Genomic DNA, 13,012 nt, shown 5'->3' with positions numbered 1-13,012 from the left:
AACAAGTGTTATTGGGAAAGGTGATGAGATGAACAGAGAAGAGGCAAGAAAAAAAGCTAAAAAGCTTGTAGCTAAGATGACTGTTGAGGAAAAGGCCTCACAGCTCAAATTTGATGCCCCTGCTATAGACAGGCTGGGGATACCTGCATATAACTGGTGGAATGAGGCGCTCCACGGAGTAGCCCGTGCGGGTACCGCAACAATGTTCCCGCAGGCAATCGGCCTTGCAGCTGCATTTGACGAAGAACTCATGCAGTGTATAGGTGAGATTATTGCTATTGAGGGCCGTGCGAAATATAATGAGCAGTCCAAGAGAGAGGACCGAGACATTTACAAGGGATTAACTTTCTGGGCGCCCAACGTAAATATCTTCCGTGATCCCAGATGGGGCAGAGGTCATGAGACCTACGGAGAAGATCCTTATCTTACAAGCAGACTGGCTGTGCCCTTTGTAAAGGGTATCCAGGGCGACGGAGAATATATGAAGGCTGCTGCATGTGCCAAGCACTTTGCAGTGCATTCGGGACCTGAGGGAGAGCGTCATCATTTCAATGCCATCGCCTCCAAGAAGGACCTGGAGGAGACCTATCTTCCGGCTTTTGAGGCATGTGTAAAGGAAGCCGGTGTTGAGGCTGTTATGGGCGCATACAACAGAACAAACGATGAGCCCTGCTGTGCCAATGAGGAGCTGATGAACGGCTATCTCAGGAAAAAATGGGGCTTTGAAGGTCATTATGTATCCGATTGCTGGGCAGTCAGAGATTTCCATGAAAATCACAAGGTGACAGGTGCACCCGAGGAGTCAGTAAAGCTTGCCCTTGAGACAGGCTGCGATCTTAACTGCGGATGTACCTATCAGAAAGTAATGAATGCATACCGCGCAGGAATGCTGGATGAAAGCGTTATAACAGCATCCTGTGAAAGACTTTTCACTGCAAGATATCTTCTCGGAATGTTTGATGAGACCGAGTATGACAAGATTCCTTACACGGTGGTTGAGTGTAAAGAGCATCTTTCGGTTGCAAAGAGAGCTGCAGCTGAGAGTATGGTTCTTCTCAAGAACGACGGAATTCTGCCGCTTAAAAAGGACGGAATCGGAACCATCGGCGTTATCGGACCCAATGCAAATTCAAGATCTGCTCTTGTCGGAAATTATCATGGTACTTCTTCAAGATACATCACAGTTCTTGAGGGCATTCAGGACATGGTCGGAGAAAATACACGTGTTATGTATTCAGAGGGCTGTGATCTCTGGAAGGAGAATGTAAGCGGACTTGCGGATCCCAATAAGCCCGACAGACTTTCCGAGGCTAAGACTGTAGCAGATTATTCCGACGTAGTAGTTGCTGTTGTCGGACTAGATGAGACTCTTGAGGGTGAAGAAGGTGATACAGGTAATCAGTTCGCTTCAGGTGACAAGATAGATTTGAATCTTCCTCTTTCACAGAGACAGCTTCTTAAGGCTGTTCTTGATTGCAACAAGCCTACGATTGTCGTTAACATGTCAGGAAGTGCGATTGATCTCTCTGTAGCCGAGGAGCGTGCAGGAGCAGTGCTTCAGACCTGGTATCCCGGCGCCAGAGGCGGCGTAGAAGTAGCACAGGTACTGTTTGGTGAGATTTCTCCTTCAGGAAAGCTTCCCGTGACCTTCTACAATTCATCTGCAGATCTTCCGGATTTCAGGGATTATTCCATGAAAAACCGCACCTACAGATACTTTGAGGGCGAGGTCCTCTATCCCTTCGGATACGGACTTACCTACGGTGACTGCAGCGTGAAGGATATGGATGTTACCTTATGTGATAAGGCAGTTACAACAAGTTCCGAAGATGCTAAATACACATTTAATAAAACTGATAATTCTGAATTTTACGGGGCTGATTTAAAAATAACAGTTGCTAACAATGGAAGCGTTGAAACAGAGGATGTTGTACAGGTTTACATTCAGGATACAGGTTTTGATAAAGCAATCCCGAATCCCTGTCTCTGCGGCTTTAAGAGAGTTCACCTTGGCGCAGGCGAGGAGAAGGAGATTACTGTTCATATAAGCGCAAGAGCATTTACCTCCGTTGATGATGAAGGAAACAGAAAGATTTTCTCAGACAGCTTCAAGGTATTTGCCGGTGTATCTCAGCCTGATGCACGTTCTGCTGAGCTTACGGGCCATAAATGCGTTTCAAAGGACATCCGCCTTTGATAAATAATAAAAATCACCTGATGTCAGAATAATGTCATTTTTAACATGAAAATGGTACCCTTTTCCTAGACATTGGCGTATATTGATATTTGGATACTTTATTACTCTGGCTGTTTTAGTCAGAGTAATATTTTGTGGAAAGGGAAAAGAAAATGAAAAGAAAAGTAATGGCGTTGCTGCTTGCAGTAACTATGATATCCACCGCAGGCTGCGGAAGTGGAACAGGCGAAGGCAATGGTGCGCAAACGGTTGCGCAGGACTCCATTAAACCCGCAGATTCAGCAGAAGTTGCAGAATCTACTGCGGAATCTACAGAAGTAGTTTTGGATGAAAGCAAAGATGAAGCAATAGAAGCCGCAGAAGAAACAACTGAAGATACGGATTCGGCAGAGGAGACAACAGAGGAAGAGACTTCAGAAGATGCTTCGAGTGAAGATACGTCTTCAGAGGAAGCTGCGGAAGACTCTGCAAATTCAGAGGAGGACAGCGTGGCTACAACACCTGCATGGGAAATTGTCAATGACATGACTATAGGATGGAACCTCGGTAATACTCTTGATGCACATGATTCAAATATTAAGATAAGCGATCCGCCGTCAAAGCAGGAGACCTGCTGGGGTAATCCCGAGACTACACAGGAGCTGATTGATGCAGTTCTTGATCTTGGTTTCAACACTGTAAGAATTCCGATCACCTGGAAGGATCACATCGATGAAGAGGGCAATATCGATTCTGCATGGATGGACCGTGTTCAGGAGGTTGTGGATTACGTATATGGCAGAGGTGCATATGCCATAATTAATGTTCACCATGAGGATTGGAACTATCCTTACTATGACAATCAGGATGCGGCTTCTGAGAAACTCGCTTCAATCTGGACACAGGTTTCCGAGAGATTCAAGGATTATGATACGCACCTTATTTTTGAGCTTCAGAACGAGCCCAGAAAAGTCGGTACCGACGTGGAATGGAACGGCGGTGACAAGGAAGGAAGAGAAGTCGTAAATGCTGTAAATATGGCAGGATATAAGGCTATAAGAGCTGCAGGCGGAAATAATGAAAAGCGTCTTATTATGTTCCCCGGATATGCAGCAAGCTCACAGGGTAATTGTCTCAGAGCTATTGAGCTTCCCGAGGACGACTGCGTAGCAGTTTCGGTTCACGCGTACACACCTTATACCTTCGCCCTTGAGAGCCCCGGAAGATCCACCTATGACAACGATCATGGTGATCTCGACCAGCTTTTATCTGATATTGAGAGAATTATATTCTTCAAGAATGTACCGGTTATAATCGGTGAATTCGGTGCTGTGAACAAGGACAACGAAGCAGACAGAGTAGAATGGCTCAGCTATTATCTGAAAAAGGCGAGAGCAAAGAATATTCCCTGTGTATGGTGGGATAACGGTCAGTTTAACGGAGACGGAGAAAACTTCGGAATAATTGACAGAAAAACGTTTGAAACGCCTTATCCGGAACTCATGAAAGTATTTGAAGAATATAGGTAATTTCTATAAAAAAAGCATAAAATAGCGGTTTTTCTCGCGCTAATGTGATAAAATACATTTATTCACATAATATCGTGTTTCTATCTTGAGGGGGATTAGTAATGCGTGGAAGAATAATTGGTTTATCATTGGCAGCATTAACGTTCGTGATATTTCTCACAGCTAAGGTCAGTGTATCGGCAGATGGCTTTGATGCGAACTTTTATGCTAATAAGTATCCTGATGTAGTGGCAGCCTTGGGAAATGATCCCGCCGTTCTTTACAATCATTACATAACTTATGGCGTAAAAGAGGGAAGATCCCAGAACCAACAGGAGGATACTGCAAAGTATCAGGCAGCGCTTGCGGGTGGGGCAGCACCGGCACAACAAGCAGCACCGGCGAACGAACCGGTAAACGGATTACCCTACAGTACCTATGTGGATGTTGATATAGACGGACAGTGCATGACCTATTATGAAAATGGTCAGGTTGCACTTCAGTCACCTATAGTATCCGGCAATCCTAATCGTGGAAACGGGACACCAAGAGGCACCTATACGATTCAGTCTCATATTGCAGGTAAGAATCTGGTAGGACCTACCTGGAATGTATGGGTTGACAGATGGATGCAGTTCACACCTAATCCTTGTCACATAGGTCTTCACGATGCATCCTGGAGAAGCTCCTTCGGAGGCGAGATATACAAGACTAACGGATCCCATGGATGTGTGAACCTGCCGCATGATACAGCAGTAGCACTTTTTGACAGAGTAAATGTCGGAACACCGGTGGTTGTTCACTGATGGATATCAAAACAAATTAGTAGAACAGGCAAGATGTAGACGTACATTTTGCCTGTTTTTTTGTATAATAAAAAGGTATTGACTTTATGTACAATATGGTGCGTAATATATTGTAACTAAAAAGATTGCACAAAATATAAAATTGGAAATATAGAAGGATAATGTTTGACGAAAATACATTGGGGCTTATCATCAGCTCTTTTCCCAAAATATTGGAATATGGTTTAAAGGTTACAATACCGCTGGCGGCTCTGGCCTTTATACTATCAACAATTCTCTCGGTACTTGTTGCGATGGTACAATACGCGCAGGTTCCGGTAGCAAGGCAGATTTGCCGATTTTACATCTGGATTATCAGAGGAACACCGCTCCTCGTCCAGTTGATGGTTGCTTTTTACGGGCTTCCGCTTTTGGGAATTCATTCCAATCCGTTTGTTATGGCGGTGATAGTCTTTACGATAAATGAAGGTGCATACAGTGCAGAAACAGTAAGGGCCGCCATGGAGGCTGTTCCTGCGGGGCAGCTTGAGGCAGGATACTGCGTGGGGATGAACTATATGCAGATAATGTGGCATATCATATTGCCCCAGGCGTTCAGAACGGCTTTTCCGTCGCTGTTTAATGCTCTTATCAGCATGGTTAAGGATACGTCGCTTGCATCAAGCATAACTGTGGTTGAGATGTTTACAAGGACCAAGCAAATTGCGGGACAGTCCTATAATTATCTTCCGTTGTACATTGAGGTTGCCATAGTTTATCTGCTGTTTTGCACCGTGCTTACCTATGTGCAAAAGAGAGGAGAGCTTGCGCTTGGCAGCTACGGCGTAAGGAAATAGCAGGGGTTAGAGATGGCTTTATTAGAGGTTAGAAACATACATAAAACCTTTGGCGCCGGAGATGTGCTAAAGGGCATTGATATAAAGATTGAAAAGGGCGATGTGGTATCTGTTCTCGGGGCTTCGGGTTCAGGTAAGACCACGTTCCTTAGATGCATAAATTTTCTGGAAAAAGCAGATAAAGGACAGCTGTTATTTAATGGGACTACATACGACCTTTCAAAGGTAAGTAAAGCAGAAATGGCCGCTGTCAGAAAGCATACGGGCTTTGTTTTTCAAAACTATTGCCTGTTTGCAAATAAGACAGTACTTCAGAACGTCACTCTGGGACTTACGTCAGCACGCCATATTCCGCAAAAAGAGGCAAAGGAAAAGGCTCTGGATGTCCTAAAAAAAGTCGGAATGTTGGAACACGTGGATAAATATCCCTCGCAGCTCTCCGGAGGTCAGCAGCAGAGAGTGGCAATTGCAAGAGCACTGGCTACGGATCCGAGCATAATATATTTTGACGAGCCGACTTCTGCACTGGATCCCCAGCTTACTGCAGAGGTACTGGAAGTAATGCGAAAACTAGCGGATGACGGCATGACAATGATAGTTGTGACTCATGAGATCGGCTTTGCGAAGGAGGTTTCATCCAAGGTTGTCTTTATGGCAGACGGCGTTATTGTCGAGGAGGGGAGTCCTAAGGATATCTTCGTGAATCCGAGAGAGGAAAAGACCAGAGAGTTCCTGAGAATTACAGGGTAGTACCAGAATTGGTTATTGATATTTAACAAGAACAGGAGGAAAATTATGAAGAAAAATCTTTCTATGGTGCTTGCAGCAGTGATGATTACAACTTTTGTCGCAGGTTGCGGACAGGGAGCCGGAGGAGCAAAGACAAGTACCGGTGATGATCACCTTGCAAAGATTAAGGCGGCAGGAAAAATCACGGTTGCTACGGAAGGCTGCTGGGCGCCTTTTACCTACCACGATGAGACCACAGATGAGCTGGTCGGTTTCGATGTTGAAGTAGCAGCTGCTATTGCCGAAAAACTCGGAGTAGAGGCGGACTTCCAGGAGGTTGCCTTTGATGGAGGCCTTACCGGAGTATCCACCGGCACTTTTGATATGATGGCTAACGGAGTTGATGTCACTGACGACCGCAAGGGAACCTATGACTTTACCGAGCCTTATGCTTACGACCACGCCGTGGTTGTTACTCTGGCAACAAATGATACTATCACGTCATTTGACGATTTAAACGGCCATACAACAGCGAATTCCGCAGGTTCCACCTATGAGGCTATGGGAAAAGAGCATGGTGCAACCGTTTCAAATGTGGATACGCTCGGAGAGACAATGACACTTGTCCTTAACGGCACTGTAGATGCTACAATAAATGCCAATACTTCTGCTCAGGATTATTTCAATACAACAGGAACAACAGAGCTTAAGGTTGCTGCCGTTGATCCGGAAGTGACAATGTATGCGATTCCGCTTGCAAAGGGCTCTGACAACGATTCTCTTCGTGAGGCGATTAACGGGGCAATTAAGGAGCTCAGGGAAGAAGGAAAACTGAAAGAGATTTCGGAGAAGTATTTCGGTGCTGATATAACAGCAGAATAAGTAAAAAAGTATTAAAGGGGTTTTAGAAATGATTTACAAGACAAAAGGAACCTGTTCCACACAGATTGATATTGACGTTGAGGGTGGAATTATTAAGCATGTAGCTTTCACAAATGGCTGCAACGGTAATCTTCAGGGTGTATCAAGACTTGTGGAGGGTATGAAGGCAGAGGATGCCATTGCCAAGCTTCGCGGCATCAGATGCGGAATGAAGAGTACATCCTGTCCCGACCAGCTTTCCTACGCTATTGAGCAGGCAATGCAGGAAGGCTGAGATGAAACTTAAGAAGCTGATAAACAATAGCAGAAGGTTTTTATGCGGCGCGCTGTGCGCCAGCCTTCTTTGCGGTACCGGCTTTGATGTGGCTGCAGAGGAGGATAATGAAAATATCGGAAGTGAAATCCATGGAATATACGTGAGTGCCTTTGTTGCAGGCACGAAGAATATGATGGATGAAATCATAACTCATATAGACGAGACATCCATAAACGCCGTGGTAATAGATGTTAAAAATGATGACGGCAACATAGTGTTCGACATGGATTCAGAACTTGTGGATTCTCTTGGGACAAAGGATATTCTTGTAGGAGATATGCCGGGACTTATTAACACACTTCATGAGCATGGAATCTATGCAATTGCAAGATGCGTTGCCTTCAGGGATCCTCTAATCGATGATATAAAACCGGAATGGGTTTTGAAAAAAGCATCCGGTGAACTGTATGAGGATAGCAAGGGATTTTCCTGGATGGATCCCGAGAACGAAGAAGTAAAGGACTATCTCATCGAAGTAGCTCTTGGCTGTAAAAAGGCCGGATTTGATGAAGTTCAGTATGACTATGTGAGATTTCCCACAGGGATAAAGGAAGAGGATCTTGGAATGAACGGCTACGGCAGACGCCGTGCTATCTACAAATTCGTCCGCGATGCTCATTTTAGTCTCAAAAAGGAGGGGATACCGCTTTCGCTTGATGTATTCGGAACAGCGATGGGCTCCAAGGTTGACAGAGACATTGTAGGGCAGGAATACTCCTGGCTTTCCATGAACTGCGAGTATCTCTCGCCAATGATCTATCCTTCACATTACTACGAGGGTTCTATGGGGCTTGATTATCCCGATCTTCATCCCTATGAGACCGTGGATGCGGCCATGAAATACTCCGATGCCGAGCTTAAAGTGGTCAATCCGCTTGGAAAAAGACAGCAAGCTTCGGTACGCCCCTGGCTTCAGGGATTTACGGCATCTTATCTGTCAAAATACAGAGATTACGGAGTAGAAGAGATACAGGATCAGATTAAGGCTGTTAATGAGAACGGAGTTTATTCATGGATCATATGGAATCCTTCATGCAAATATAAGTGGGATGCGTTTAAATGAAAGACAGCGTAGATATTTATATACTGGATACAGAACGGCTGAAGGGCCGGGAAGACAATATTGTACAAGGTATTGCACCCTATTATGCAGAAAAATCCCGCAGAGCTAAGGTAGAGAGCGTAAAAATGCAGGAACTCGGTGCCGGATACATATTGTCCAAGGTCCTTGGAGTGACCAAAGATGAGCAATTGTCCTTTGGGGAGCACGGGAAGCCGTTTTTGAGTGATAAGTCCAAGGAGTTTAGTTTGTCACATGCTCGCAGCTATGTGGTGCTGGCCGTATCAAAAGTGCCTGTCGGAGTTGATATTGAGAGCACGGAAAGACTCACGCTTTCTGTACTTAAGCGTGTTCTTCCGGTCGCATATTTCGATGAACTTATCAGTATGCGAGAAAAAGAGAATCCCGGCTGCGATAAAGCTGCCGAAGAGCCTCAAAGCCCCGAAGAGAAGCTTCGCTGGGCGAAGGCCTGGACCTCTGTAGAGGCAGTTCTAAAGGCGATAGGAAGCGGCTTTTTCCTAGATCCGAGAGAGGATAACTCCTTCATGGAAGGCTTCCATATTGAGAGTTTCCCGCTTAGAGATGAGTTTATGGTGAGTTGTGCCGGTCGCTTCCCTTTTACTGTTCATCAGAATGAACTGACTTAAAATCAAGTTCTGAAATAACCTTTACTTCATTAGCACCGTTTGACGCTTCACATCGAAGAACAAATTCGCCGTCGCTAAGGGCTTCAACTATCGCATTACAGCCGTCTTGTCTAACCTTTGCGATGGTTGTCTCGCCGCGATTTCTGCTAAGAATTCTAAAACATAAATCGCTGTCATCTGCTCCTTTGGGGAATACTTCGGCAGAGACGGTGATTTTTTTATTGCCCGGAGTCAGTGTATATATGCCGTTATCTGTGGAAGTTTTCTCACAGACTTTAAGCTTTATAGTTCTGATATCACTTCCCGGAAGGAGAGAGGGCACAACCTTCGGAACGGAGTTTGTTATACAACTGCCTTCCGCATCCAGAGTACTTTCTTTCTTTACAATAACGAGTGCTTTTCCTGCAAAAAGTCTTTTCGTATCAGCTTTGTAGCTGTCGTAATCGGTGCTGTCTCCGTTATCAAAACCTACAAGAGTCCCGTTTTCTACGGTTACCTTTACGTAGTCACGCGCGTTTTCGACAGGATTTCCGTCTTCATCCACTGCACTTATTTCAGCAAAAATGAGATCACCGACATCTTCCGTTGTCACATTAAGGGCATGGGTATCCTTAAAAGAGCATCTTGCGGTCTCGGCAATGATTTTTCCTTCTTCATCGTAAGCGGCAGCGCGAAGTTCGCCTTCTTCATAAATCACACTGTAATCGGCGATAATATGATCTCCGGCCCCGGGTGCGTGGGTTAGTTCCTGTTTGCCGAGACTTTTTCCGTTCAAGAACAGCTCTACAAAGGGTAAATTGCTGACTACGCGCACATCAATGCGCTGACCTTCATTAAAATCCCAGTAGGGGAAAATGTGCACGAAGGGATTGTCCTTGCAGCTTACCCATGCGGATTTCCAGACATAATAGGCGTCCTTGAAAAAGCCTGCGGTATCTATCAGGCCAAAGTAAGAGTTTTTCGTCTCATAGGGCGTAGGCTCTCCGATGTAGTCATAGCCTGTCCAGAGGAACTGTCCGAGAGAAAACTCCATATCTCTGTCCTCGCAGACGCAGGCTTCCATGCTTTTAGCACTCCACTCGGTAATGCTGTTTCCCAGGGAGGAACACTGGAGGTCAGATTCCTTAATTAGGTGCTCATCGAGCGGGAAATGGTAAATTCCGCGGCTCTGAACGATGGAGGAAGTCTCACTTCCGAAGATTATCCATTCGGGGTTGGCTTTATGCTGCTTTTTATATAAGCGTTCCAGGTAGTTATATCCCACAACATCGAGTTCCGGGGCGCATTTTTGCGCATTTTCCCATTCCATATAGTTCGAAGCGGAGGTAACAAGACCATTTCTTAGCGGATCGTATTTTCTGACCTCATCCCGGAGAATGATAGTAAGCTCAAGACCTCTGCTGTCCACATGGGTGTCATATATTTCATTTCCGATACTCCACATGAATACGCTTGTGTGATTTCTGTCGCGTCTGACCCAGCTTTCAACCTCTTTTTTATACCAGTCGGGGAAAAATCTTGCAAAATCATAATCGGTTTTTGAGCGTTCCCACATGTCCATAGACTCGGAGAGCACTAAAAAGCCCATCTCATCAGCCATATCAAGTACGGCGGGATCATAGACATTGTGAGTAAGACGGAGGGCATTTACGCCCATTTTCTGCAGCTGAACAAGGCGTCTTTTCATTGCACCTTTGTTAAAGGCGACGCCAAGGGCACCAAGGTCGTGATGCAGGCAGACACCGTTTAGTTTTATATGTTCATCATTTATGAAAAGGCCCCTATTGTTGTCAAAACGAATATTTCTAAAACCGATTCTGACGCTCTCTGTCTGAATCGGATATGTGTGCTGATTTGATGTATCCACATCGACGCCTGCGTATAATTCTACCAGGAGTTCATAAAGTACAGGAGAGGAAGGGCTCCATTCCTTGGGATTATCTACAATAAAGCGTTTGTAGGTGTGAACTTCTTCATCTTTGTTGATTTGGGGCATGATAGGTACTTCATTACCATCGTTGTCAAACAATCTGTGTCTGACATAGACATTCTCATTTTCATCGGATTCCTTAAGACCGGAAATATCCGTAGAAATCTCCAGAAGATAGCTTTCGCCTATTTTGCTTGAATGTACATATATGCCATTTTCCGGGATGAAAATATCACTGTAGTCGCAGAGCCAGACATTGCGGTATATACCGGCACCTGTGTACCATCTGGCACTGGGATATTTGCATCTTGCAGCGACAAGAATCTCATTGGTGCCGGGAACTACGTAGTCCGTTACATCCAGAACAAATTGGGAATAACCGCTTTTCCATTCACCGGCTTCATGCCCGTTTATATACACAATACTGTCCATATAGATTCCGTCAAAGACGAAAAAGAGACGCCGTCCGTCCATAGCTTCAAAGTGGTTTAAATACCACCCGGTTGCGTCCGCATACAGATTTTGAGCGTCCTCTATCATCCAGTCGTGAGGAATCTCCACATTATTAAAATCGCCCAGGCACTTATGAGCCTCATCAAAGGTAGTGCCTGCGGGAGTTTTCAGGAATTTCCAGTTTTGATTAAATAGTCTCTTCATAGTAGTAACCTGTTATCAGAAAATCCTTTCAGAAATATTGGTAATCAGTTGTCGACATCAAAGTGTTCCAGCACATTCTTCTTGGCTGTGGGCTTTACATCTCCGTGTTTAACGAAGAGCATGGTAATAAAGGACAGGCAGGAGAAGACGAATGCATAGGGGAACAGGGTCCTGTAGGACACGTGCTCAAGCAAAAAGCCGGAAAAAATCGGGGTAAATACCTGGGCTGCCATGGAAAAGGTATAGTACAGACCGGTGTATTTGCCAATGACGCGGCTCTCGCCCATGCCCACGACCATGGGGTAGGAGTTAACATTTATCGCGGCCCAGCCTATCCCGATAATTGCGAACAGGAAGTTCAGAGAAGCGTTATACTGCGGCATCAAGGCTGCAGACAGATAGCAGATGCTCATGAGTGTTATACCTATGAGTATTGTCTTTTTTCTACCAAGTTTGGCAGAAACAAAGCCCACGGGAATATATGAAAGAACAGCTGCTATCATTGCTATCATCAGACAGTCAGCGTAGGCTCCGTTGCGGAGTCCCCATACTTCTGTTACGTATCTGGAAAAAGCAGTAGTTACCGCATTGTAGGCTGTAAACCACAAAAATACGGAGCAGAGCAACAAGGTAAGGCTTCTGAATACGTCTTGGGAAAGTTTTCCTGCGTTCTGATAGGCTTCATCCTCATCTTTTCCTGTCAATTCACGCACGTCATCTCCGTCAAAGTTCTCAACACCCTCACGGACCTCGGACATGAGCTTTTTTTCGGGAATCGTAAAGAAAAGAATAGCAACTGTAATCACCATAAAGGCCGCAATTGCTATGGCCAGAGGGGTGTAATTTGTTTCTGCTTCGACTGCAGCGGATTTAAGGAAAACCTTGATCATTATAAGTGTATATACTGCGCCAAGGGTTCCCATAAGGTTGATGATGGCGTTGGCTCCGCTTCGATGCACGGCGGGGGTCAGCTCAGGCATCAGTGATACGGCCGGAGATCTGTAAATGCCCATAGCAACCAGGAGCAAAAGCAGTATAAAGATAAAAAGCTGAAGATTAGTACTGACATGAGCAATATATATGAGAGAAAGGAATAAAATTACAGACAGGACGGTTCCGATAAGAATAAATGGCATGCGCTTACCCAGTCTGGTATTAGCCTTGTCGGAGAGTGTTCCGAACATGGGTAAAAGGAATAGTGCCAGAACATTGTCAAAGGCCATAATAGTGCCCGTAAGGGTCTCGCCGAGCCCGAAATGATAGGTTAGTATCTTTGGGATTTCATTGTCATAAAACTGCCAGAAGGCGCAGATGGACATAAAAGCAAATCCGATAAGTATTGTCCGCTTATAATTGAGCTTCATTTTAACTATTCCCCCTAAAACTATTCTTATCTCCTATAATATCATCCTATCCGAATGGATGGAAGATATCGGTCATTTTGATGAGAAGTGTTTGTTAAGTC

General features: G+C 45.0%; 11 protein-coding genes. 9 read left to right on the top strand and 2 right to left on the bottom strand.

All coding sequences use genetic code 11. The annotated features are described in order from the left end of the window. The first annotated feature begins 28 nt into the window (after window positions 1–28). The 9 genes from BLR42_RS06355 to BLR42_RS06315 all read left to right on the top strand — a co-directional run bounded on the left by BLR42_RS06355 (window position 29) and on the right by BLR42_RS06315 (window position 8,960). Window positions 29–2,197: a glycoside hydrolase family 3 C-terminal domain-containing protein gene (locus tag BLR42_RS06355; protein WP_091867573.1), complete on the top strand. Its 2,169-nt coding sequence runs from the start codon at window positions 29–31 to the stop codon at window positions 2,195–2,197. Window positions 2,198–2,349: 152 nt separating this feature from the next. Continuing rightward, complete coding sequence (locus tag BLR42_RS06350) at window positions 2,350–3,705, top strand: glycoside hydrolase family 5 protein (RefSeq protein ID WP_091867571.1); 1,356 nt, start codon at window positions 2,350–2,352, stop codon at window positions 3,703–3,705. A 101-nt stretch (window positions 3,706–3,806) separates the two neighbouring features. After that, entirely contained in the window at window positions 3,807–4,490 is a 684-nt protein-coding gene (locus tag BLR42_RS06345) for a L,D-transpeptidase (protein WP_091867569.1), read from the top strand. A 161-nt stretch (window positions 4,491–4,651) separates the two neighbouring features. Then, a complete protein-coding gene (locus BLR42_RS06340; protein WP_022761241.1) occupies window positions 4,652–5,326 on the top strand; it encodes an amino acid ABC transporter permease in 675 nt (224 codons plus the stop codon). Window positions 5,327–5,338: 12 nt separating this feature from the next. Further along, window positions 5,339–6,076 carry an amino acid ABC transporter ATP-binding protein gene (locus BLR42_RS06335; protein ID WP_091867566.1) on the top strand — a complete coding sequence of 246 codons (738 nt, stop codon included), beginning with the start codon at window positions 5,339–5,341 and terminating at the stop codon, window positions 6,074–6,076. 45 nt (window positions 6,077–6,121) lie between these two features. After that, window positions 6,122–6,937 carry a transporter substrate-binding domain-containing protein gene (locus BLR42_RS06330; protein ID WP_091867564.1) on the top strand — a complete coding sequence of 272 codons (816 nt, stop codon included), beginning with the start codon at window positions 6,122–6,124 and terminating at the stop codon, window positions 6,935–6,937. 28 nt (window positions 6,938–6,965) lie between these two features. Then, on the top strand, window positions 6,966–7,211 hold the full coding sequence (locus tag BLR42_RS06325) for a TIGR03905 family TSCPD domain-containing protein (RefSeq protein ID WP_026498163.1): 246 nt from the start codon (window positions 6,966–6,968) through the stop codon (window positions 7,209–7,211). A gap of 1 nt (window position 7,212) precedes the next feature. Next, the gene (locus BLR42_RS06320) at window positions 7,213–8,316 is read left to right on the top strand and encodes a putative glycoside hydrolase (protein ID WP_091867562.1); all 1,104 of its coding nucleotides are present in this window, start codon (window positions 7,213–7,215) and stop codon (window positions 8,314–8,316) included. Continuing rightward, window positions 8,313–8,960 (top strand): 4'-phosphopantetheinyl transferase family protein, encoded by a 648-nt coding sequence (locus BLR42_RS06315; RefSeq protein WP_091867560.1) that lies wholly within the window; start codon window positions 8,313–8,315, stop codon window positions 8,958–8,960. The genes BLR42_RS06320 and BLR42_RS06315 overlap by 4 nt, the downstream gene beginning before the upstream one ends. Here BLR42_RS06315 and BLR42_RS06310 read toward each other — a convergent pair. Together BLR42_RS06310 and BLR42_RS06305 are read right to left on the bottom strand one after the other, a co-directional pair. Beyond that, window positions 8,932–11,547: a glycoside hydrolase family 2 TIM barrel-domain containing protein gene (locus tag BLR42_RS06310; protein ID WP_091867558.1), complete on the bottom strand. Its 2,616-nt coding sequence runs from the start codon at window positions 11,545–11,547 to the stop codon at window positions 8,932–8,934. The two genes, BLR42_RS06315 and BLR42_RS06310, sit on opposite strands and share 29 nt — an antisense overlap. Window positions 11,548–11,591: 44 nt before the next feature. Further along, window positions 11,592–12,911 carry an MFS transporter gene (locus BLR42_RS06305; RefSeq protein WP_091867556.1) on the bottom strand — a complete coding sequence of 440 codons (1,320 nt, stop codon included), beginning with the start codon at window positions 12,909–12,911 and terminating at the stop codon, window positions 11,592–11,594. Between the last annotated feature and the right edge of the window lie 101 nt (window positions 12,912–13,012).

The sequence above is a fragment of the Butyrivibrio sp. INlla16 genome, assembly GCF_900104155.1.
Lineage (GTDB): Bacteria > Bacillota > Clostridia > Lachnospirales > Lachnospiraceae > Butyrivibrio.
Note: the sequence above shows the minus strand (reverse complement) of the source record. Positions and strands in the feature narration are given on the sequence as shown.